Origin of the sequence: Pseudomonas sp. LABIM340 (assembly GCF_040017195.2) — a bacterium.
Lineage (GTDB): Bacteria > Pseudomonadota > Gammaproteobacteria > Pseudomonadales > Pseudomonadaceae > Pseudomonas.
Genome location: NZ_CM200227.1, coordinates 2,226,849 through 2,246,539, shown reverse-complemented (window position 1 = coordinate 2,246,539; position 19,691 = coordinate 2,226,849). Strand labels below are relative to the sequence as shown.

24 protein-coding genes are annotated in these 19,691 nt (G+C 66.3%); 10 read left to right on the top strand and 14 right to left on the bottom strand.

The genetic code is table 11. The features are described 5' to 3' along the window. Positions 1-11: 11 nt before the first annotated feature. The 3 genes from ABKS89_RS10690 to speE form a co-directional block, all read right to left on the bottom strand. Positions 12-797, bottom strand: a complete 786-nt coding sequence (locus ABKS89_RS10690; RefSeq protein WP_081520618.1) for a sulfite exporter TauE/SafE family protein — start codon at positions 795-797, stop codon at positions 12-14. A 229-nt stretch (positions 798-1,026) separates the two neighbouring features. Continuing rightward, entirely contained in the window at positions 1,027-3,105 is a 2,079-nt protein-coding gene (locus ABKS89_RS10685; protein WP_348590123.1) for an LTA synthase family protein, read from the bottom strand. Positions 3,106-3,427: 322 nt separating this feature from the next. Then, positions 3,428-4,288, bottom strand: a complete 861-nt coding sequence (speE, locus tag ABKS89_RS10680; RefSeq protein ID WP_348590122.1) for a polyamine aminopropyltransferase — start codon at positions 4,286-4,288, stop codon at positions 3,428-3,430. Positions 4,289-4,481: 193 nt separating this feature from the next. Here speE and ABKS89_RS10675 point away from each other — a divergent pair, with 193 nt between their 5' ends. Further along, the gene (locus ABKS89_RS10675; protein ID WP_348590120.1) at positions 4,482-5,387 is read left to right on the top strand and encodes a DNA-3-methyladenine glycosylase family protein; all 906 of its coding nucleotides are present in this window, start codon (positions 4,482-4,484) and stop codon (positions 5,385-5,387) included. Between the two features lie 2 nt (positions 5,388-5,389). Continuing rightward, on the top strand, positions 5,390-5,866 hold the full coding sequence (locus ABKS89_RS10670) for a methylated-DNA--[protein]-cysteine S-methyltransferase (protein WP_348590118.1): 477 nt from the start codon (positions 5,390-5,392) through the stop codon (positions 5,864-5,866). Positions 5,867-5,905: 39 nt separating this feature from the next. Here ABKS89_RS10670 and ABKS89_RS10665 read toward each other — a convergent pair whose 3' ends face one another. Further along, on the bottom strand, positions 5,906-6,439 hold the full coding sequence (locus tag ABKS89_RS10665; RefSeq protein ID WP_348590116.1) for a methylated-DNA--[protein]-cysteine S-methyltransferase: 534 nt from the start codon (positions 6,437-6,439) through the stop codon (positions 5,906-5,908). A 24-nt stretch (positions 6,440-6,463) separates the two neighbouring features. Beyond that, positions 6,464-7,042: a TetR family transcriptional regulator gene (locus ABKS89_RS10660; protein ID WP_348590114.1), complete on the bottom strand. Its 579-nt coding sequence runs from the start codon at positions 7,040-7,042 to the stop codon at positions 6,464-6,466. A 67-nt stretch (positions 7,043-7,109) separates the two neighbouring features. Here ABKS89_RS10660 and ABKS89_RS10655 point away from each other — a divergent pair, with 67 nt between their 5' ends. Beyond that, the gene (locus tag ABKS89_RS10655) at positions 7,110-7,637 is read left to right on the top strand and encodes a dihydrofolate reductase family protein (protein ID WP_138216400.1); all 528 of its coding nucleotides are present in this window, start codon (positions 7,110-7,112) and stop codon (positions 7,635-7,637) included. A gap of 72 nt (positions 7,638-7,709) precedes the next feature. Here the strand turns inward: ABKS89_RS10655 and ABKS89_RS10650 are convergent, their stop codons facing one another. From ABKS89_RS10650 to aroC, 6 genes are all read right to left on the bottom strand, one after another. After that, entirely contained in the window at positions 7,710-7,901 is a 192-nt protein-coding gene (locus ABKS89_RS10650; RefSeq protein ID WP_045208647.1) for a PLDc N-terminal domain-containing protein, read from the bottom strand. Between the two features lie 84 nt (positions 7,902-7,985). Continuing rightward, positions 7,986-8,669: an acireductone synthase gene (gene mtnC / locus ABKS89_RS10645; RefSeq protein WP_348590112.1), complete on the bottom strand. Its 684-nt coding sequence runs from the start codon at positions 8,667-8,669 to the stop codon at positions 7,986-7,988. Positions 8,670-8,779: 110 nt separating this feature from the next. Then, on the bottom strand, positions 8,780-9,325 hold the full coding sequence (locus tag ABKS89_RS10640; RefSeq protein WP_024765430.1) for a 1,2-dihydroxy-3-keto-5-methylthiopentene dioxygenase: 546 nt from the start codon (positions 9,323-9,325) through the stop codon (positions 8,780-8,782). A gap of 47 nt (positions 9,326-9,372) precedes the next feature. After that, positions 9,373-9,999, bottom strand: coding sequence for a methylthioribulose 1-phosphate dehydratase (locus ABKS89_RS10635; RefSeq protein WP_348590110.1), 627 nt, complete (start codon positions 9,997-9,999; stop codon positions 9,373-9,375). Beyond that, positions 9,983-11,143, bottom strand: a complete 1,161-nt coding sequence (locus ABKS89_RS10630; protein WP_138216403.1) for an MFS transporter — start codon at positions 11,141-11,143, stop codon at positions 9,983-9,985. The genes ABKS89_RS10635 and ABKS89_RS10630 overlap by 17 nt, the downstream gene beginning before the upstream one ends. 55 nt (positions 11,144-11,198) lie before the next feature. Then, positions 11,199-12,290 (bottom strand): chorismate synthase, encoded by a 1,092-nt coding sequence (gene aroC / locus ABKS89_RS10625; protein ID WP_285887938.1) that lies wholly within the window; start codon positions 12,288-12,290, stop codon positions 11,199-11,201. A 122-nt stretch (positions 12,291-12,412) separates the two neighbouring features. On the opposite strand from aroC, the gene ABKS89_RS10620 reads away from it, so the two are divergent. After that, on the top strand, positions 12,413-13,432 hold the full coding sequence (locus ABKS89_RS10620; protein ID WP_138216405.1) for an alpha/beta hydrolase: 1,020 nt from the start codon (positions 12,413-12,415) through the stop codon (positions 13,430-13,432). 49 nt (positions 13,433-13,481) lie between these two features. Beyond that, positions 13,482-14,261, top strand: a complete 780-nt coding sequence (locus ABKS89_RS10615) for a hypothetical protein (protein ID WP_138216406.1) — start codon at positions 13,482-13,484, stop codon at positions 14,259-14,261. 70 nt (positions 14,262-14,331) lie between these two features. Here ABKS89_RS10615 and prmB read toward each other — a convergent pair whose 3' ends face one another. Continuing rightward, positions 14,332-15,246, bottom strand: a complete 915-nt coding sequence (gene prmB / locus ABKS89_RS10610; protein ID WP_138216407.1) for a 50S ribosomal protein L3 N(5)-glutamine methyltransferase — start codon at positions 15,244-15,246, stop codon at positions 14,332-14,334. Between the two features lie 180 nt (positions 15,247-15,426). Here prmB and ABKS89_RS10605 point away from each other — a divergent pair, with 180 nt between their 5' ends. The 3 genes from ABKS89_RS10605 to ABKS89_RS10595 all read left to right on the top strand — a co-directional run bounded on the left by ABKS89_RS10605 (position 15,427) and on the right by ABKS89_RS10595 (position 17,143). Beyond that, positions 15,427-16,023, top strand: a complete 597-nt coding sequence (locus ABKS89_RS10605; protein WP_045208668.1) for a cysteine hydrolase family protein — start codon at positions 15,427-15,429, stop codon at positions 16,021-16,023. 173 nt (positions 16,024-16,196) lie between these two features. Then, positions 16,197-16,517 (top strand): hypothetical protein, encoded by a 321-nt coding sequence (locus tag ABKS89_RS10600; RefSeq protein ID WP_348590109.1) that lies wholly within the window; start codon positions 16,197-16,199, stop codon positions 16,515-16,517. 68 nt (positions 16,518-16,585) lie between these two features. Beyond that, positions 16,586-17,143: a Smr/MutS family protein gene (locus ABKS89_RS10595; protein WP_081520635.1), complete on the top strand. Its 558-nt coding sequence runs from the start codon at positions 16,586-16,588 to the stop codon at positions 17,141-17,143. On the opposite strand, the gene ABKS89_RS10590 is transcribed toward ABKS89_RS10595, so the two are convergent. Then, positions 17,144-17,692 carry a carboxymuconolactone decarboxylase family protein gene (locus ABKS89_RS10590; protein WP_348590107.1) on the bottom strand — a complete coding sequence of 183 codons (549 nt, stop codon included), beginning with the start codon at positions 17,690-17,692 and terminating at the stop codon, positions 17,144-17,146. A 74-nt stretch (positions 17,693-17,766) separates the two neighbouring features. Here ABKS89_RS10590 and ABKS89_RS10585 point away from each other — a divergent pair, with 74 nt between their 5' ends. Together ABKS89_RS10585 and folE are read left to right on the top strand one after the other, a co-directional pair. After that, positions 17,767-18,108 (top strand): winged helix-turn-helix transcriptional regulator, encoded by a 342-nt coding sequence (locus ABKS89_RS10585; RefSeq protein ID WP_138216410.1) that lies wholly within the window; start codon positions 17,767-17,769, stop codon positions 18,106-18,108. 91 nt (positions 18,109-18,199) lie between these two features. Continuing rightward, positions 18,200-18,745, top strand: coding sequence for a GTP cyclohydrolase I FolE (folE, locus tag ABKS89_RS10580; protein WP_017517249.1), 546 nt, complete (start codon positions 18,200-18,202; stop codon positions 18,743-18,745). Positions 18,746-18,809: 64 nt separating this feature from the next. On the opposite strand, the gene ABKS89_RS10575 is transcribed toward folE, so the two are convergent. Next, a complete protein-coding gene (locus tag ABKS89_RS10575; RefSeq protein ID WP_348590106.1) occupies positions 18,810-19,661 on the bottom strand; it encodes a cache domain-containing protein in 852 nt (283 codons plus the stop codon). Positions 19,662-19,691: the final 30 nt, after the last annotated feature.

Here is a 19,691-nt window from a genome sequence, read left to right as displayed (position 1 = left end):
GGAGCGAGCAATTAGAAGACCAGTTTGTAGCCGATCATTGCCAGCATCACCGCCAGGCACGGCCGCAGGATGCCGTCCGGAATGCGCCCGGCCAGGTGGCTGCCGACGTAGATGCCCGGCAGCGAGCCGATCAGCAGGTAGCCCAGCAGGCCCCAGTCCATGTTGCCCATGCTGGCGTGGCCGAGGCCGGCGACCAGGGTAAGCGGTACGGCGTGGGCGATCTCGGTGCCTACCAGGCGGCGGGTAGCGAGGAAGGGATAGAGGATGAACAGCGCCACGGTGCCCAGTGCGCCGGCGCCGATGGAGGTCAGCGCAACCATCGCGCCGAGGATGGCGCCGGTGATCACGGTCAGGGTGTTCAGCTTCGAGCCACTGAAGTGGAAACTGTCGCCGGCATGACGCTGGGCGAAGGCCAGCACCTGCTTCTTGAACAGCACGGCCAGTGCGGTGAGCAGCAGCACGACGCCCAGGGCGTTCTTGATCACGGCGTTCATGGCCGCGGTATCGGTGTGCAGGCTGTGCAGGAACAGCAGCGTCAGCGCCGCCGCCGGGACGCTGCCCAAGGCCAGCCAGCCGGTGATGCGCCAGTCGATGTTGTCGTTCTTGCGATGAACCAGGACGCCGCCGGACTTGGTGATGGCGGCATAGAGCAGGTCGGTGCCCACTGCGGCGGCAGGGTTGATACCGAACCAGAGGAGAATCGGCGTCATCAGCGAACCGCCGCCGACACCGGTCATTCCAACGATAAAGCCAACGACAAGACCCGCGATTACGAAACCGATATTGCCAACATCCATCTACGCGTCCTGACTGGCGAAACTGATCACCTCGTGGTGTGGCGGCGAGGATAACCAGTTTTCTTATAATCCATTAGACCGATGTGGTCTTAATTTATAACTGGATTCTACAGTTTGAATCCGCGCGAAATCCTGACGCAGATCGTCTGCGGCGACGGTTTCCCATGGGCACGGGAACGCCAATGGAATGAAAAAGGGGCCCGAAGGCCCCTTTTCATTCAACGCTCGATCACTTCGCGTCGGGCTTGCCGTCCACCACGCCAGCGGTGTTGTCCAGCAGGCTCTTGGTCGCGGTCTGGATGAAGGACTCCAGGCGCACACGCAGGCTCTCCTGGTCCGGCGCGCTGTCCACACGCTTCACGCCGAAGTCGCTGCCCAGCTTGTAGTCGTAGACGCGGATATCGCCTTCCTTCGGACGGATCAGGATGCGGTTGCCGGAGATCACGGCAACCACCTGCTCGCTGCCCGACGGCTTGATGACGCCGATGCCCTTGTCGCCGGCCGGCAGATTCAGCAGGTCGCGGCCCCAGCACTGGTGACGCACTTCACCGCCCAGGCGGCCCATGATGGTCGGCACGATGTCGATCTGGGTGCCGACGGTGTCGCGGGTCGCGCCGAACTTCTCCTGGATGCCCGGGGCTACCAGCAGCAGCGGCACGTTGAAGCGGAACAGGTCCATCTCGGTCAGCTGCTCGGGGCTGCCGAAACCATGGTCGCCGACGACCACGAACAGGGTGTCCTTGTAGTACGGCGATTTCTTCGCCTTCTCGAAGAACTGCCCCAGCGCCCAGTCGGAATAACGCATGGCGGTCAGGTGCTCGTCGAGGCTGCCGTTACCGGTCACGCGCTCCACCGGCAGGTCCTTGGGCAGTGCGTAAGGCACGTGGTTGGACAGGGTCTGCAGCAGGGCATAGAACGGCTTGCCGGTGGCTTCGAGCTTGTCCAGTTCCTCGTTGCCGCGAGCGAACATGTCCTGGTCGGACACGCCCCAGGTCGGGTCGGAGAACACCGGATTGACGAAGTCGTTGCGGCCGATGAACGAGGTCATGCCCTGGTTGGCGAAGAAGCCGGACTGGTTGTCCCAGGCGAAGTCGCCGTTGTAGACGTAGACGTCCTCGAACTTGCGCGCCGACAGCAGCTGCGGCAGGCCGGAGAACTTGTGGCCGCCCTCGGGCGTCTGCATCAGGTACTCGAAGCCCGGCAGGTTGGGGAAGCACGCCATGGTGGCGAACATGCCCTGGTGGGTGTGGGTGCCGTTGGAGAAGTACTGGGTGAACAGCAGCCCTTCCTTGCTCAGCTTGTCGAAGTACGGCGTGATGTCGCCCTTGCCGCCCAGCGCACCGACGTAGTGGCCGGCGAAGCTTTCCATCAGGATCACCACGACGTTCTTGATCGGCAGGGTGCCGTCGGCCGGCGGGGTGTAGTCGCGGCGCACGGCGGCATCGTCGGCGTCGACCAGCTTGTCGTCCGGCATCACCAGCATCTGGCGCACCACGTCACGCGCCTGCTCCACCGGCAGGGTGGCTTTCCAGATGTTGTCGCGGTCTTCGGACAGGAAGCGGCTCTCGGCGGCCTTGATCAGACTCAGGGTGCCGTTCAGGCCCAGCTGGTTGGCGAACATCGAGTCGGTGGTGAAGGCATCGCCCCAGCGCAGCGGCGGGCCCTGGCGCAGGGTGCCGCGGGCGGCCACCACGCAGAGCACGATCACCACCAGCATCACGGCCACGCGGATGTACCAGGCGGCGGCGGACGGACCGGAAGCATCCGGACGGGTCGCGCGGTCGATGCCGCGGAACAGCAGGTACAGGATCCAGGTGGCGGCGGCCCAGGCCAGCAGGTAGCGAACCACCGGGTAGCCGTACCAGATCATGCTCATGACCGTCTTCGGGTCTTCGGACATGTACTGGAACACCAGGCTGTTCAGGCGCTGGTGGAACTCGCGGTAGAAGTCCATCTCCAGCACGCCGAGGAACAGCGTGATGCTCGCGGCGATGGTCAGCCAGGTCTTCCACAGCCAGCGCCAGCCCATGGCACGCACGCTGGCAATGGCGAACACCAGCGGGGCGACGATGTAGACCACTGCGCGGATGTCGAAGCGCATCCCGGTGATGAAGGCCTCGACGAAGGTGGACGCCGGGGTGCTGCCGATCAGCTCGCGGTTGTAGACAAGCAGCGCCACGCGCAGCAGGGAGAACATCACCATCAGCGCAACGACGCTGAGCGCGGTGAACGCCAGGTGGCTGGACAGGGTCGGCCGCGTGAGGCTCGCACCGGTCTGGCGGTTGGTCAGGACTTCTGATTGGCCCATTTCTTGGTTCCGTTGTGAACGTTCAGGGTTCGAAGGAGCGTCGCCATGGCCGGACAGACGGGCTGCCCGCGCGAGCGCGAAAGGCCGCGGCATTACACCGCAAAAGCAGCGGCGTCGCATTCTATTGTGCGCGCCTTAAGCGGACATTAAGCCTGGCCGTACATTCGTTTCGGGATGATGCAAGCGTGAACCGGCGCAGGTGGGACCGCCTGACGGCGGGGATAGTGCCGGGCGGCGTGTGAAGAAAATGTCCCGAAGGACGGGCAATCCGGGGCATTGCGCCCCTGCCCACCACGCGCGGGGCGTGGCGGGCAGCGCTGGATCAGTCGTTGGCCGGCTTGCCGATGGCCTGCAGCACGTACTGCGGCAGGGCGAAGGCGCCCTCGTGGATGGCCGGGTTGTAGTAGCGGGTCTGAATGCCGCTTGCAGCGAAGCGCTGGGCCAGAGTGGCAACGTCGACCTTGCGCAGCGCCGGATTGGTCGAGCCCCAGGCGAAGGTCATCGAACCGCCGATGTAGGTCGGCACAGCCGCCTGGTAGAAGTGCCAGTCGGCGAACAGGCCATTCATGCGGCCGGCGGTGTTGCGCACGGTGTCCAGTTGCATGAACGGCGTGCCGTTCTGGGTCACCAGCACGCCGCCTTCGTTCAGGCAGCGGTGGCAGGCCTGGTAGAAGTTCTCCGAGAACAGCACTTCGCCCGGACCGATCGGGTCGGTGGAGTCGGAGATGATGACGTCGAACTTCTCCGTGGTGGTGGCGACGAAGCGCATGCCGTCGTCGATCACCAGGTTCAGGCGCGCATCGTCGAAGGCACCCTGGGAATGGTTGGGCAGGAACTCCTTGCACATGTCGACCACGGTGCCGTCGATCTCGACCATGGTGATGTGCTCGACGCTGCCATGCTTGGACACCTCGCGCAGCATGCCGCCGTCGCCGCCGCCGATGATCAGCACACGCTTGGCCGCGCCATGGGCGAGGATCGGCACGTGGGTGAGCATCTCGTGGTAGATGAACTCGTCGGCCTCGGTGGTCTGGATCACGCCGTCCAGCGCCATCACCCGGCCCATGCGGGCATTCTCGAAGATCACCAGGTGCTGGTGCTCGGTGCGCACCTCGTGGAGCATCCTGTCGACGCTGAAACGCTGGCCATAGCCGTCGTAGAGGGTTTCCTGGTAATCGTGCATGCAGTGGGCTCCCGTCGGGACAAGACACAAGGAGGGGACGGCCGGGCCGCCCCGAAAGAGGCGCGCATTCTACGTGCCGGAAGATGACAGGTCGAACCCTGCCGTCGGCGCCTTCTATATAAGGAGCCAGCCGCGCCAGTTTGAAAGTCAGGCGCGGGAGGACAGCCCGGCGCGCAACAGGTATGGTCGCTGCATGAAAAACACAGCCGCCGATTCCCGCATCATCCGCCTGCCCTACCAGGCCCCCTGGGACTGGCAGCAGTTCCACGACCACTTCGCCCTGCGCAGCCTGGCCGGCGTCGAATGCCTGTCGCCCCGGCGCTACGCCCGCAGCGTGCGGCTGGGCGCGGACAGCGGCTGGTTCAGCGTCACGCCGCTGGACGACAGCGCCGAGCTGGAACTGGAGCTTCACCTGCCGGCCCGTCACACCGAGGCGCTGACGGCGCGGGTGCGCAAGATGTTCGACCTGGACAGCAACCCCGCACACATCGCCGGGCACCTGGACGGCGACCCCGTCCTCGGCCCGCTCCTGCTGCAAGCCCCCGGCCTGCGCCTGCCCACTGCGTTCGACCCATTCGAACAGGCCGTGCGCGCCATCGTTGGCCAGCAGGTCACGGTGAAAGCGGCGGTGACCATCGTCGGGCGGCTGGTGCAGCGTCTGGGCGAGACGTTGCCCGGAGAAGTCGAAGGCCAGCCAACCCGCCTGTTCCCCACGCCCGAAGCCCTGGCCGGAGCCGACCTCGCCGGCATCGGCATGCCGGGCAAACGCGTGGAAACCTTGCAGCGCTTCTCCGCCGCCTGCGCCAGCGGCGCGCTGGCACTGCATGTGGACGACGGCGCCGAGGACCTGGTGAAGCGCCTCTGCGCCCTCCCCGGCATCGGCCCCTGGACGGCCGAATACGTCGCCCTACGCGCCTTCGGTGATCCGGACGCCTTCCCCGCCGCCGACCTGGGCCTGCTCAAGTCGCCGGTCTGGGGCGCCGAAGGCATCACCGCCCGTGAACTGCAACGCCGCGCCGAAGCCTGGCGGCCGTGGCGCGCCTACGCCGCCGTCTATCTGTGGCACGCCTATTCCCAGGCCGGCCGCACCGGAGGATGACCATGCACTACCGCTACCACGACAGCCCCACCGGCCGCCTGCTGCTGGCCGGCGACGAGGGCGGCCTGCGAATGCTCTACATGGACCTGGAGACGCGCCACTATCCCGAGCCTGACTGGCAACAGGGCAGCCCTTTGCTGGACGAGGTAGCGCGGCAGCTGGACGAGTATTTCGCCGGCAAGCGCCAGCGCTTTGATGTGCGTCTCAATACTGGCGGCACCGAGTTCCAGCGTCAGGTCTGGCAGGCGCTGCTGGAGATTCCCTACGGCTACACCACCGTCTACGCGGAGCTCGCGCGGCGCATCGGCCGACCCAAGGCAATCCGGGCGGTGGGCGCGGCGAACGGCGCCAACCCCATCAGCATCATCGTCCCCTGCCACCGGGTGATCGGCAGCAACGGCAGCCTCACCGGCTACGCCGGCGGCCTGCCGCGCAAGGAACTGTTGCTGCGCCTGGAAGGCGCGCTGGAAACGACCTGACAGTCTGACCTAAGGAAGCAACCGACCTGAAAATCCTGCTTAGAAATCAAAAGCGGCCTGCGCTGCCTGCGGGTCCTCGAAACCTTCCAGCGCCAGCATGCGCATCTTCGAGGTACTGCCGCCCGGCGCGGAGAAGCCGCCGGTCTTGCCGCCGCTGGCGAGCACACGGTGGCAGGGGATGATCAGCGGGATCGGGTTGCTGCCCATCGCCTGCCCCACTGCGCGGGACAAGCCGACATCACCCAGGCGCCGGGCGATCTCGCCGTAGGTCGTGGTTTCGCCGCGCCCCAGCTGGAGAATGTCGTCGTAGACGCGGCGGTGGAAATCGCTCACTGCCGACAGGTCCAGCGGCAGATTGTCGAAGGACACCGCCTCGCCCCGCGCATACCCCAGGACCAGCTGGCGCGCCTCGTCGATGAACGCCGGCCAGTGGGCGGTTTCGCTGCCGAGCTTGTCGAAGCGCTCGCGTACGCTGTGCACGGAATCGCCCGGCAGATAGGCGCGCGTGATTCCCTGCGGGCTCCAGGCGAGCCCGAACCAGCCGAGGTCTGTTTCGATCAGGCAGTAATGCATCGGTTGAGTCTCTATCCCTGCGCCCTATCCCGCAACCCTTTCCGCCTTCAGCACGACGTCGCACCAGCGCCGCAACTCAGCGCCGATGGCGCTGGCCGGATCGCCCTGGCGCTCGAAGGCCCACCACAGCTGCGCGCCCTGCCATTGGCTGGCCATCAGCCGGCCGAGTATCGGCTGCCGCTGCGGGTCATCGCTCAATCGCCGCCCCAATGCCTTGGCCAACGTGGCGCCCCACTGCGCACCGCGCTCACGAAGCAGCGGATCGCGCATGTCCTCACGGAGGATCAGCAGCCCTTCGGCGTAATCCGTCTCGCCCTCGCCCACCGGAAACATCGCCACCAGCATCCGCACCGCGCCTTCCGGGTTCAGCTCGGCGCTCTCGTCCAGGCGCGCGGTCTGCTCATCCAGTTGGTCCCAGGCGCGCAGCAGCACGGCGCGGAGAAACTCGGCCTTGGTTGCATGCCGCTGCACCAGCGTCGCGGCGGACAGCCCGACCTCGCGGCCCACAGCGGCGAAGGTCACCGCCTCCGGCCCTTCACGCACCATCAGCGCCATGGCGGCATCGAGTATCGCTTCGTCACTCACCGTCTTGGTTCGAGCCATGTCGCCCTCTTTTATAAATGAACATTCATTTATATATTAGCGCAAAGCTTACCCAGGGAGACCCCACATGGCCAGGATTCTCGGCTACATCGCCAGCAGCCTCGACGGCTTCATCGCCACCCCGGAACACGGGCTGGACTGGCTGTTCAAGCATGACCAGCTGCAGCTGGGCGAACATGACTACAACCTGTTCCTCCAGCGCATTTGCACGGTCGTCATGGGCCGTGCGACCTACGACTTCCTCGCCGCCGATCCCGGTCCCTGGCCCTACGGCGAACAACGTGTGCTGGTGGTGACTTCTCGCCCCATCGACGACCCGAAGGGCCCGCTGGAAATCCGCAGCGATGTCGACGCGCTGGTCGCGGAGCTGCGAGCGCTGGACGATGGCGACGTGTGGATGCTCGGCGGCGGCCAGTTGCAGATGGCCTTCCTCGAGCGCGGGGCGCTGGATGAGCTGGAGGTCTACGTGATGCCGGAGATCATTGGCGGCGGCTTCCCGCTGTTCCCTGCCACCGGCCTGCGGGTGTCACCGACGCTGCTGTCGGCCAAGGTGATCGAACCGGGGTGCGTGCGGATGCATTATCGGTTTCGCTGAGGAGCACCCTGCAGGAGCGGCCATGCCCGCGATCGCGCCCATGGGGCGCTCCTACAGGGAGCGGTACGGCAACTAGATCTTCACATTCCCCCGCGGCCCCGCTACCGCCCAGATAATCAGGCCCAGCACCGGCAGGATGACGATCACCAGGATCCAGATGATCTTCATCGACATCTCGGCGTTGCTTTTCACCACGTTGATGATCGCCCAGATATCCAGGGCAAAGATGATCAGGCTGATCAGGCCACTCAGGGTCGAACCCATATAGAAGATCCCTCTATGCGATTGTCGGCCTGATCAGCATAGCCGCCCGCGCCGCAACGGCACGGGCGTGGGCCAACGGTGGACTCAGACCCGCGCCGGGTCGATCACCGCAAAGCTGGCCACGGTGTCGTGGCCTTCCAGCACACCGCCCTCGCGGGCCAGGCCGATGGTCTGCAGGCCGGCGTGCTGCGCGGCGTCCAGCTCCTGGACCACGTCGGACAGGAAGAGGATTTCCTCGCCCGGCAGACCGATGGCAGCGGCGATGCGCTGGTAGGAATCAGGCTCGCGCTTGGGCCCGCTGGTGGTGTCGAAGTAGCCGGAGAACAGCGGCGACAGGTCGCCGGCCTCGGAGCAGCCAAAGATCAGCTTCTGCGCCTGGATCGAGCCAGAGGAATAGACGTACAGCCGATAGCCCTCGGCGTGCCAGTGGCGCAGCGCGTCGACCGCGTCCGGGTAGACGTGGCCCTTGAGCTGGCCGGCACGGTAACCCTGCTCCCAGACCATGCCCTGCAACGCCTTGAGCGGCGTGGCCTTGCGGTCTTCGGCGATCCAGCCGAGGAGGATGTCGATGCAGCGTTCGGTGTCGGCGTTCGCCTCGCCGCTGTCGGCACGTACGGCGGCCAGTTGCTCGGCCACGGCGGGCTCGGCGGCGTGCTCGCGCACGTAGTCCGGCAGGTGCGCGGCGGCATAGGGGAACAGCACGTCGAAGACGAAGCTGACTGCGCTGGTGGTGCCTTCGATGTCGGTGAGGATGGCTTTGATGGGCATGGGAACTCCAGCTACCCGCCCCTGGCACAGGCGGGGGATATGGCGGTAGGAGCGAGCAAGCTCGCTCCTACGAAAAGCAAGGAACGCCCGGCAACGCCGGGGCGAAAGAATCAGTCTTCCAGCAACGGAAACCGCTTGGCGATCTCGTCACCGGTGAACTTCGCTACCCAGCCCTCGGCGTTGTTGAACAGCCGGATGGCGACGAAGTGCGGACGCTCGCCCATGTCGAACCAGTGGCGAGTGCCGGCGGGCACGGAGATCAGGTCGTTCTTCTCGCACTGCACGGCGTAGACGTGATCCTCGATGTGCAGGGTGAACAAACCGCGGCCGGCGACGAAGAAACGCACCTCGTCCTCGCCGTGGCGGTGCTCGTCGAGGAACTTGGCGCGCAGCTCGTCCTTCTGCGGATGGTCGGCGGTGAGGCTGACCACGTCGACGGTGACGTAACCCTCTTCTTCCTGCAGGCGACGAATCTCGTGCTGGTAGGCGGCGATCACCTCTTCCTGGCTGGCGCCGGGGACGATGGGCGCGTTGGCCGCCCAGCGCTGGAAGCGCACGCCCAGCTCGCCCAGGGTGGAGGCGATGTCCTCGGCGTGGGTCAGCAGCTTCAGTGGCTGCTCGGGGTTGGATTCGTGGTAGACGGTCAGGCTGCTCATGGTCGTTATCCTTCTGGGCTATTACCGCAAAAGCGGGCCGGATTCGCTCAGCGCGTGCCGCCGCGAAGGCTCAGTACTTTCAGTTCGCATTCGAAGAGGAATTCGAAGGCTTCGATCTGGCGCAGGGCATCGGCCATGCGTGGGCCCCAAGTGTACAGGCCGTGGCCGCGGATCAGGTAACCGGGGCAGTCCGGATGCGCATCGAGCCAGGGCTGCACCCTGGCGGCCAGGCGGGCGATGTCCTGGTCATTGTCGAAGATCGGCACGGTCACGCGGCCTTCATGGGTGGTGACGCCGCTGAAGGCCTTCTGCAACTCGTAGTCCTCCAGCTCCAGGCGGTCGCCGGCGGTCAGGCGCGACAGTACGGTGGCGTTGACCGAATGGGTGTGCAGCACCGCGCCGATCTCCGCGCGCCAAGCGTAGAGCTGGGTGTGCAGCAGGGTTTCCGCCGAAGGCTTCTTGCCCGGCTCGAGGCTGTTGCCGGCCAGATCGGTTTCCAGCACGTCGTCCTCGCCGAGCTGGCCCTTGTGCTTGCCCGAGACCGTGAGCAGCGCGCGGTCGGCCGCCAGGCGCGCCGAGTAGTTGCTGCTGGTGGCCGGCGACCAGCCACGGCCATAGAGGAAGCGGCCGGCGTCGATGATCTGCCGGGTCAGCTGTTCACGGGTGTCGTTCATGCGGGTCCTCGTTCAGACGGGTCCAGATGATGAAGGCGGCGGCCAGCGCGGCGATGCTGGCGATGGAAAAGGTCCAGGCCGGGCCAAGGCTACCCCAGCTGTAGCCGGAGTAAAGCGCGCCCAGCGCGCCGCCGGTTCCCGCCAGTGCGGCATAGAGCGCCTGGCCCTGGCCCTGCTGGCGCGCCTGGAAGCTGCGCTGGACGAAATGAATCGCCGCGGCGTGGAAGCTGCCGAAGGTCGCCGCGTGCAGCAACTGGGCGAACAGCAACACCGGCAGATGCCCGGCCAGCGTGCCCAGCAGCAGCCAGCGCAGGGCCGCCAGCAGGAAGCTCGCCACCAGCACCTGGCGCAGGGAGAAGCGCTTGAGCAGGCGCGGCATGACCAGGAACAGCAGCACCTCGGCCACCACGCCCAGCGCCCAGAGCTGGCCGATCAGCCCACGGGCGTAGCCGAGCGCCTCCAGGTGCAGGGTCAGAAAGGTGTAGTACGGGCCGTGGGACAGCTGCATCAGGCACACGCAGAGGTAGAACGCGAGCACGCCGGGCTTGAGCAGTTGCTGGCGGAAGCCACCGGCGCTGGCTTCGTCCTGCCGCGCCGGTGGCTGGGCGTTCGGCACCCACCAGCTGGCGCCGACGATGCCGAGCATGATCGCCAGCAACGCCAGCGGATAGGCGTCCAGGCTGGCGAACTCGAACAGCCAACCGAGGCCGACCACGGTGCAGATAAAGCCGATGGAGCCCCACAGGCGGATACGGCTATAGCTCTCGGTGCGCCCGCTCAGGTGCGCCAGGGTGATCACTTCGAACTGCGGCAGCACCGCGTGCCAGAAGAACGCGTGCCCCGCCATGATCAGCGCCAGCCACGCATAGCTGTGGCCGAGGAAGATACCGGCGAAGCACAGCGCCGTGCACACCGCGCCAAAGCGCACGATGGCCAATCGCTGGCCGCTGCGGTCGCCCAGCCAGCCCCACAGGTTCGGCGCCACGCAGCGCATCAGCATGGGGATGGCGACCAGCTCGCCGATGCGCGCGCTGGAGAAACCCAGGTGATGGAAATACAGCGCGAGGAACGGCGCCGTCCCGCCCAGCAGGCAGAAATAGAAGAAGTAGAAACTGGACAGCCGCCAGTAGGGAACCTGCGTCATCGGCGGCGCGACGAACCTTCCGCGAATCGGGTGATTCGCGGAAGGCTCTGCTCGGTCATAGCTGGCCGAGGACCGGGGTGCCGACCTTCACGTCGGCATTCTGCGCACGATGACGCAGCAGATGGTCGAGCAGCACGATGGCCATCATCGCCTCGGCGATGGGGGTCGCGCGGATGCCCACACACGGGTCGTGGCGGCCCTTGGTGATGACGTCGACCGGGTTGCCGTTCACGTCGATGGAACGGCCGGGGGTGGTGATGCTGGAGGTCGGCTTGAGCGCCAGGTGAGCGATGATCGGCTGGCCGGAGGAGATGCCGCCGAGGATGCCGCCGGCATTGTTCGACAGGAAGCCTTCCGGGGTCAGCTCGTCGCGGTGCTCGGTGCCGCGCTGGGCGACGCTGGCGAAGCCGGCGCCGATTTCCACGCCCTTCACCGCGTTGATGCTCATCAGCGCGTGGGCCAGTTCGGCATCCAGGCGGTCGAAGATCGGCTCGCCCAGGCCCGGCGGCACGCCTTCGGCGACCACGGTGATCTTCGCGCCGACCGAGTCCTGGTCACGACGCAGCTGGTCCATGTAGGCCTCCAGCTCCGGCACCTTGTCCGGGTCGGGGCTGAAGAAGGCGTTCTCTTCGACGCTGTCCCAGGTCTTGAAGGGGATTTCGATCGGACCGAGCTGGCTCATGTAGCCGCGCACGCTGATACCCATGCCTGCCAGCACCTTCTTGGCGATGGCGCCGGCGGCCACACGCATGGCGGTCTCGCGAGCCGAGGAGCGGCCGCCGCCACGGTAGTCACGCACACCGTACTTGTGGTGGTAGGTGTAATCGGCGTGTGCCGGGCGGAACAGGTCCTTGATCGCCGAGTAGTCCTTGGACTTCTGGTCGGTGTTGCGGATCAGCAGGCCGATCGGAGTGCCGGTGGTCTTGCCCTCGAACACGCCGGAGAGGATTTCCACCTCGTCGGCTTCCTGGCGCTGGGTGGTGTGGCGGCTGGTGCCGGGCTTGCGGCGGTCCAGGTCGCGCTGCAGGTCTTCCAGGGAAATCTCCAGGCCGGGCGGGCAGCCGTCGACGATGGCGACCAGCGCCGGGCCGTGGCTTTCGCCAGCGGTAGTGACGGTGAACAGCTTGCCGTAGGTGTTGCCGGACATGCGAGGCTCCGCGAAAAGACTGGTATCGAAAAGGCCGAGCAGTATACCTGCGTCAATCCGCCCTGCGAACCTTCGCGGCCCGTGAGGATCAAAGCGCCATCAGCCCCATCGTGAAGTCATCGATGCGCCGTCTTGCCCTGTTCTGCTTCCTGCTCATTGCTTCCCTCGCCCAGGCCGCCCCCACCAGCATCCTGCAACGCCCCTATGACCTGGACACAGGCCACGGCGTGCTGCGCGGCACGATGCTGCTGCCACAAACTGAAACTCCACCGCCGGTGGCCCTGCTGATCGCCGGCTCCGGCCCCACCGACCGCGACGGCAACAATCCCGAGGGCGGGCAGAACGCCTACCTGCGCAAGCTGGCCGAGGCGCTGGCGGAGAATGGCATCGCCAGCGTGCGCTACGACAAGCGCGGCGTGGCCCGCAGCCTGCCCGCAGCGCCGCGCGAGGAAGAACTCAGCGTGGAGGCCTACGTCAGCGACGTGGTGGCCTGGAGCGACAAGCTGGCCCACGACCCGCGCTTCGGCCGGCAGATTCTCATCGGCCACAGCGAAGGCGCGCTGATCGCCAGCCTCGCCGCACCGCAAACCCACGCCGAGGCCCTGGTCTCGCTGGCCGGCAGCGCCCGCCCGATCGGCGACGTGCTGCGCGAACAATTGCAGGGCCGCCTGCCCCCGCCCCTGCTGGCGCAAGCCGACCAACTGATCGACAGCCTGCAGGCCGGGCAGTTGCAGCCCAATGTGCCGGAACCACTGAAGGTGCTGTTCCGCCCCAGCGTGCAGCCCTACCTGATCTCGCTGTTCCGCCAGGACCCGGCCCGTGCCTTCGCCACGCTCAAGCTGCCCACCCTGATCCTGCAGGGCACCAACGACATCCAGGTCGGCGTCGAGGATGCCCAGGCGCTCAAGCGCGCCAAGCCCGACAGCGACTTCCACCTGATCTCGGGAATGAACCACATCCTGCGCATCGTTCCGACCAGCGGTCCGCAGCAGCTCGCCTCCTACAACAACCCCAACCTGCCGCTGGCCCGCGAGCTGGTGCAGCGCGTCACGACTTTCATCCGGCAGGCGCAGACCTTGCCCGGTGGCACGCTGGCGGAATCTGGAGCGAACGTCTCAAGAAATCCGCCGGTGCGTCGATAAACCACGGGAGAGCCCTGGTCACGCCCACCAGGCCCCGAGGTAGAACCCCATGACCGAAGCTGAACAGACCGCCGTCGCCGCCGACGAGGCCGCCGCCCGCCCGCACCCGTGGGCCGAGCTGGCGCCGGAACACTATCGCCTGCTGCGCCTGGCGCCGCTGCCCACCGACCGCAGCACCGGTGCGCGGCCGCTGCGTTTCGTCCAGCTCGGCCGGGTGGAACGCCACAACGCCGAGCAGAGCCTGCTGCGCCTGACCGTCCAGGTGCCCGGCCAGGTGCTGCGCAAGGAAGTGAACCTGCTGGAGGTCTGGGCGGACCACCGCAACAAGGAAGTGCGTTTTGGCGCCGATTCAGGCTTCGCCACCGAACCGCTGAACCGCGGCCTCGGGCGCTTCCTGCTGGCCCAGGGGGTGGCCTGGGCGAAAAAGAAGTGGTCGCACTACCGCGTCGAAGGTGGCGCGCTGGCGATGAAGGACACGCCCAACGAAGAGGCCCGGCAGCGCCGCGACCACTTCCTGCGCGCCCAGGGCTTCGACGTGATCTACGAAGACTCGCGGTTGCTGAAGGCGCGCTACAGCGTCGGCCGGGTCAGCGAGCTGTATGACGACTGGCACAAGGAGAAGGTGCAGATACTGCCGCTGCTGGAAGCCGGTTCCATGCTGGAACAGGCCGACCAGAACCTCGCCACCCAGTCCAACGAAATCCGCCGGCTTGAGCAGCGCATCGAAACCTTCCGCCGCGACGACACCAGCCTGCGTTTCACCATTGCCTGCCTGACGGTGTTCGCCGTGTTCCAGGCCGGCCTGCTGATCTGGATCGCCACGCACTGAGGCGTGGCGCTTCCCTGTAGGAGCGCCCCATGGGCGCGATCGCGGGCATGGCCCGCTCCTACAGGTTTATTCAGGCCTTGATCCGCTCCTTGAACAGATCCTGATGCTCGCGGCACTGCTGTGCCGAGAGCAGGAACACGCCGTGGCCGCCGTATTCGAAGTCCAGCCAGGTGAAGTCCACTTCCGGGTAGAGCGCCGCCACATGTACCTGGCTGTTGCCCACTTCCACCACCAGCGTGCCGCGCTCGGTCAGGTGGTCCCCGGCCTCGGCCAGCATGCGCCGCACCAGGTCCAGGCCGTCGTTGCCGCAGGCCAGGCCCAGCTCGGGCTCGTGGTGGTACTCGGCCGGCATATCGGCGAAGTCTTCGGCGTCGACATAGGGCGGGTTCGACACGATCAGGTCGAAACGTTGGCCCGGCAGGCCTTCGAAACCATCGCCCTGCACGGTGTAGACGCGCTCGCCCAGCTCGTGGCGCTCGATGTTGATGTTGGCTACTTCCAGAGCGTCGAACGACAGGTCGCCCAGTACCACCTCGGAATCCGGGAAGGCGCTGGCACAGGCGATGCCAATGCAGCCCGAGCCAGTGCACAGGTCGAGGATGCGCGCAGGGTCGGCCGCCAACCAGGGCTCGAAACGGCGCTCGATCAGTTCGGCGATCGGCGAACGCGGCACCAGCACGCGCTCGTCCACCACGAACGGCATGCCGCAGAACCAGGCTTCGCCCAGCAGGTAGGCGGTCGGCACGCGCTCCTCGATGCGCCGGCGCAGCAGGTGCATCAGGTAGTCGCGCTCCTCGTCCTCGAGGCGGCAGTCCAGGTAGGCATCGGCCATTTCCCAGGGCAGGTGCAGCGCGCCCAGCACCAGCTGGCGGGCTTCGTCCCAGGCGTTGTCGGTACCGTGGCCAAAGAACAGTTCCTCGGCGTGGAAGCGGCTGACGGCCCAGCGGATGTGGTCACGCAGGGTCAGCAAACGGGATTCGGTCACGGCAGCAGTCCTCGCAGCTCGCAAAAAGGGGCGCATTCTAGCGGAACGCGGGGGCTCTGGGGCGCCTCCGGGCGGTTCCTGAGAAGAATGCCAATACCACTTTGGCGCGAGTTCGCAAAGATTCACAGCGGACGCGTTACGGCCCACAATGAGTGAACATGCATTTACAGGAGTCCAGACATGTCCCATCCGCTCAGCATGCTGCAGATCAGTGGGCGCGGATATCCGCCGGCCACTCTGCGCCAGAGCACTCTGTTGATCATCGACGCCCAGGAGGAATACCGCAGCGGCGTGCTCGCCCTGCCTGACCTGGACGCGGCGGTGGCGCAGATTCGCCTGCTGCTGGAGACGGCCCGGAACATGGGCACTCCCGTCGTCCACGTGCACCACCTGGGCGTGGTCGGTGGCCTGCTCGACCCGCAGGGCCCGCGCGGCCGCTTCCTGCCGGAACTGGCCCCGCTGCCGGGCGAGGTGGTGGTGGACAAGCGCCTGCCCAACGCCTTCGCCGGCACCGACCTGCATGACCGCCTGCAGGCAAGCGGTCGCCTGGACCTGATCGTCTGCGGGTTCATGACCCACTCCAGCATCAGCACCACCGTCCGCGCCGCCAAGGACTACGGCTATCGCTGCACCCTGGTGGACGCAGCCTGCGCCACCCGCGACATCCCCACCCCCGAAGGTGGCGTGCTCGCCGCCCGCGACCTGCACCGCGCGGAAATCGCCGCCCTGGGCGACAATTTCGCCGCCGTGGTCGCGCAGGCCCAGGCGCTGGTCTGAAGCCACTCGTCCCGACGGGCGGCAGCGACAAGCGCCCGGGGTTAGGCTCAGCTTAGGCGCGAAAGCCCGCGAACCCGCTCACCCAGCGGGTTCGCCGCGCTTCCCGACCCTGGGGTTGGAACCCCACCCCTCCCCACCGGTCATAGCCTCGTTCAACAGATGAGGAAGTCGGGATGAAGATGACCGAGAAGTTCGATCCACCCAGCCTGCGCCCGAAACGTCCGGGCCGCTGGCGCTGGCGCTTCGCCGCCGCGATTGCCGCGGTGATCGCCGCCTTCGGCATCCTGTCCAGCATGGCTGGCGTCGCCGCCCTGCTCCGCCGCCAGCCCGCCGTGGGCGTGCTGCACATCGAGCCGGGCGCCGGCGCCGTGCTGCTGGTCATCGGCCTGCTGTGCCTCTGGCTGGGCGTCACCTTCTGGCGCGCGGCCCGCCGCCGTGCCCGCGGCCGGGACGGCCTGAGCCTGTCGCCGCGACTGATGAAGCGCCGCAACTGATTTCCTGGGCGAATTTCCGTAGGACCGGCACGATCCGTTAGACTGCGCGGCTCTTCGAGGAGGTGCGCATGCAAGACGACGATTTTTCCCAGTTCGCCCGCGAGATGCGCGGCGTCAAGCGCATCACCGTGGACCAGGCCGACACCGGCAAACCCAAGGCCGACCGCAAGCAGCTCAAGGAGCTGCGGCAGAACGCGACCGTGCGTACCGAGAACATCCGGGTGGATGGCCTGTCCGACCAGTTCGTCATCGACGTCGGCCCCGAAGACGAACTCTACTGGGCCCGCGACGGCGTCCAGGAAGGCCAGATCCGCAAGCTCAAGGCCGGCCAGATCGCCTTCGAGGGCAGCCTCGACCTGCACGGCATGAAGATCGAGACCGCCCGCGAAACCCTCTGGGACTTCATCGCCGAAGCCACTCGCTTCGAGATCCGCTGCGTCCGCGTCACCCATGGCAAGGCCGCACGTGTCGATGGCCGCAGCCCGATGGTGAAGAGCCACGTGAACACCTGGCTGCGCCAGCACCCGCAGGTGCTCGGCTTCGCCTCCTGCCTGCCACGTCACGGCGGCACCGGGGCGATCTACGTGATGCTGCGGCGCACCATGCTGGAAGGCCGCGACGAGTAATCAAGCCGGGAAACGCGCGCCGTAGCTTTCCCGCTCCACCTTCAGGCCGTTCACCACGAACGACACCGAATGGTAGAACCCCACCACCATCAGGCACTCGATCAGTTGCTCGGCGCTGAAGTGCTCGCTCAGCCGCGCCCACAGATCGTCGTTCACCGTCGAGCAGTCGTGCAGGCTGTCCGCCAGCGCCAGCAGGGCCCGCTGCGCGGGGCTCCACAATGCAGCGGCCGGCGTCGCCCGGCAGGTGTCGGCCAACTGCTCCTCGCTGAAGCCGGTCTTTCCCGTATAGAACGCCACATGCACACCCCACTCGTATTCCGCGCCGCAGCGCGCGGTGGTGCGCAGGATCAGCAACTCACGGTCCTCCAGGGCGATGCTGCCGCGATCCAGCAGGCCGCCAGCGAAGAAGCGCTGCAGCACCCTCGGGTTATGCGCCATGGTACGGAACAGCTTCAGCGGCTCCACGCCCGGCGGCATGATCCGTGTGAAGGCAGCCTGCATGTCTTCGGGAAACGGCGGTTGCAACGGTTCGATACGCGGTTGTGTCATGATGCGCCTCCGGCTGCTATCAATTAAGTAGCACTCAAGCTAGACCGCTACTGAAAAAGTAGCAAGGAGAGTCGATGACACTTCCCCTCCCCGGCAACCCCGTACGCGGCTCGGACAGCGGCCGGCCTATCATGGCGCTGCTCGACCTGCTCGGCCGCCGCTGGAGCCTGCGCGTGCTCTGGGAACTGCACCAGGGGCCGGCGAGTTTCCGCGAGCTGCAGGCGCGCTGCGAAGGCCTTTCGCCCTCGGTGCTCAACACCCGCTTGGGCGAACTACGCGAGGCGCTGTTGGTGGAAAACGGTGCGGACGGCTACCAGCTGTCCGAGCTGGGCCGGGAGCTGGCACTGCATTGCCTGCCACTGGCGCAATGGGCCGAGGGCTGGGCGCAGCAGCTGGCGACAAACCAGCAGCCATAACGCGCCAACCGGCGCGCGGGCCTTGCCAGAGGGGGCTGAGCGCCCTACCCTGCGCCACGGTTTTTATTTTTGTCATTGCCACAGGTAGATCATGTCCCTGGAACAAAACTACTCCGCGATCCTCAGCCAGCTTGGTGAGGACGTCACCCGCGAAGGTCTGGTCGACACGCCCAAGCGTGCCGCCAAGGCCATGCAGTACCTTTGCCGCGGCTACCAGCAGACGCTGGAGGAGATCGTCAACGGCGCCCTGTTCAGCTCCGACAACAGCGAAATGGTGCTGGTCAAGGACATCGAGCTCTACTCGCTGTGCGAGCACCACCTGCTGCCCTTCATCGGCAAGGCCCACGTCGCCTACATCCCCAACGGCAAGGTGCTGGGCCTGTCCAAGGTCGCGCGCATCGTCGACATGTACGCCCGTCGCCTGCAGATCCAGGAAAACATGTCGCGGCAGATCGCCGAGGCCGTACAGCAGGTCACCGGCGCGCTGGGCGTGGCCGTGGTGATCGAGGCCAAGCACATGTGCATGATGATGCGCGGTGTGGAGAAGCAGAACTCTTCCATGGTCACCTCGGTGATGCTCGGCGAGTTCCGCGAGAACTCCGCCACCCGCAGCGAGTTCCTCAGCCTGATCCGCTGATCGCGAACCGCCGCCATGAAAAAACCGGCCCTCGGGCCGGTTTTTTTGTGCCTGCAAGAAGGCATCAGCGGGTGTAGTAACCCACTGCCACCAGGTAGTGCCCGGCCTTGCGCAGGAAGGCGTGCTTGTTCTCCACCTTGCTGGTCACCGGGTTGCGCCACTGGTACTCGAACTCCGCCTCGCCCTTGGCCTTGACCAGCTCCAGCATGGCGTGGCCGATGGGGTTGCCGCCCGGGTCCTTCAACGAGTCGAAGTCGGTGCCGACCATGCGGGTGTTGAAGCCGTGGGCGACGAACTTCGAGGACTCCAGGTCCACCACGAAGACGTAGAGGTCATCCTCGATGAAGGCCTTGTCCAGTGCGGTGATCTGCTTGAAGGTGCCCTGCGGGTCGGCCTCGACGGCCTTCACCGCCCTGTCGAGCATGGCCGCCGCCTGCTGCGCCGAAGCGCGCGGGATGTAGTAGCCCACCGCGAGGAAGCGCTCGCCGACGCGCTGGTAATAGACGTGCTTGCGTTCCACCTTGCCGTCCGCCCAGTTCTTCCAGCGGTAGTCGGCCTGCTGCACCTTGCCGGTTTCCGGCGACTTCAATGCCTTGGCGAACTGCTCCTGCAGCGAAGGATCGAGAGTCGAGGAAACGTCGCGGTCGATCAGCACCACCGAAGGCCCGCCGCTGGCGAGCATGGTGCCCTTGCTGTCCACCACGAACACATAGAGGTCGCCATCGACGAACTCGCCCTGGCGGCTGAAAGCGGCAAAGGCCTTGTCGCCGTCCTGCTTGTAGGCGGTCACCGCCTTGGACAGCAGCGCCTTGGCGCGCTGGTCGTCAGAGCCCGACGTGGCGCTCGGCTGGGCGGCGAACAATGGGAAGGACGACAGGAAAGAAAGCAGCAACAGTGACTTCAACAGCGTCTTCATGCGCGAATACCCCCGTGGCATAGCTTGTAG

What these genes read in the sequence shown, in the direction of transcription:
- ABKS89_RS10665 (WP_348590116.1), bottom strand. Translation starts at nt 6,439, where the DNA reads ATGCATTACTGCCTGATCGAAACAGACCTCGGCTGGTTCGGGCTCGCC.
- ABKS89_RS10675 (WP_348590120.1), top strand. Translation starts at nt 4,482, where the DNA reads ATGAAAAACACAGCCGCCGATTCCCGCATCATCCGCCTGCCCTACCAG.
- ABKS89_RS10670 (WP_348590118.1), top strand. Translation starts at nt 5,390, where the DNA reads ATGCACTACCGCTACCACGACAGCCCCACCGGCCGCCTGCTGCTGGCC.
- mtnC (WP_348590112.1), bottom strand. Translation starts at nt 8,669, where the DNA reads ATGCCCATCAAAGCCATCCTCACCGACATCGAAGGCACCACCAGCGCA.
- speE (WP_348590122.1), bottom strand. Translation starts at nt 4,288, where the DNA reads ATGCACGATTACCAGGAAACCCTCTACGACGGCTATGGCCAGCGTTTC.
- ABKS89_RS10685 (WP_348590123.1), bottom strand. Translation starts at nt 3,105, where the DNA reads ATGGGCCAATCAGAAGTCCTGACCAACCGCCAGACCGGTGCGAGCCTC.
- ABKS89_RS10575 (WP_348590106.1), bottom strand. Translation starts at nt 19,661, where the DNA reads ATGAAGACGCTGTTGAAGTCACTGTTGCTGCTTTCTTTCCTGTCGTCC.
- ABKS89_RS10615 (WP_138216406.1), top strand. Translation starts at nt 13,482, where the DNA reads ATGACCGAAGCTGAACAGACCGCCGTCGCCGCCGACGAGGCCGCCGCC.
- ABKS89_RS10660 (WP_348590114.1), bottom strand. Translation starts at nt 7,042, where the DNA reads ATGGCTCGAACCAAGACGGTGAGTGACGAAGCGATACTCGATGCCGCC.
- ABKS89_RS10590 (WP_348590107.1), bottom strand. Translation starts at nt 17,692, where the DNA reads ATGACACAACCGCGTATCGAACCGTTGCAACCGCCGTTTCCCGAAGAC.
- ABKS89_RS10605 (WP_045208668.1), top strand. Translation starts at nt 15,427, where the DNA reads ATGTCCCATCCGCTCAGCATGCTGCAGATCAGTGGGCGCGGATATCCG.
- aroC (WP_285887938.1), bottom strand. Translation starts at nt 12,290, where the DNA reads ATGTCCGGCAACACCTACGGCAAGCTGTTCACCGTCACTACCGCTGGC.
- ABKS89_RS10655 (WP_138216400.1), top strand. Translation starts at nt 7,110, where the DNA reads ATGGCCAGGATTCTCGGCTACATCGCCAGCAGCCTCGACGGCTTCATC.
- ABKS89_RS10650 (WP_045208647.1), bottom strand. Translation starts at nt 7,901, where the DNA reads ATGGGTTCGACCCTGAGTGGCCTGATCAGCCTGATCATCTTTGCCCTG.
- ABKS89_RS10595 (WP_081520635.1), top strand. Translation starts at nt 16,586, where the DNA reads ATGCAAGACGACGATTTTTCCCAGTTCGCCCGCGAGATGCGCGGCGTC.
- ABKS89_RS10690 (WP_081520618.1), bottom strand. Translation starts at nt 797, where the DNA reads ATGGATGTTGGCAATATCGGTTTCGTAATCGCGGGTCTTGTCGTTGGC.
- ABKS89_RS10640 (WP_024765430.1), bottom strand. Translation starts at nt 9,325, where the DNA reads ATGAGCAGCCTGACCGTCTACCACGAATCCAACCCCGAGCAGCCACTG.
- ABKS89_RS10620 (WP_138216405.1), top strand. Translation starts at nt 12,413, where the DNA reads ATGCGCCGTCTTGCCCTGTTCTGCTTCCTGCTCATTGCTTCCCTCGCC.
- ABKS89_RS10585 (WP_138216410.1), top strand. Translation starts at nt 17,767, where the DNA reads ATGACACTTCCCCTCCCCGGCAACCCCGTACGCGGCTCGGACAGCGGC.
- ABKS89_RS10600 (WP_348590109.1), top strand. Translation starts at nt 16,197, where the DNA reads ATGAAGATGACCGAGAAGTTCGATCCACCCAGCCTGCGCCCGAAACGT.
- ABKS89_RS10635 (WP_348590110.1), bottom strand. Translation starts at nt 9,999, where the DNA reads ATGAACGACACCCGTGAACAGCTGACCCGGCAGATCATCGACGCCGGC.
- ABKS89_RS10630 (WP_138216403.1), bottom strand. Translation starts at nt 11,143, where the DNA reads ATGACGCAGGTTCCCTACTGGCGGCTGTCCAGTTTCTACTTCTTCTAT.
- folE (WP_017517249.1), top strand. Translation starts at nt 18,200, where the DNA reads ATGTCCCTGGAACAAAACTACTCCGCGATCCTCAGCCAGCTTGGTGAG.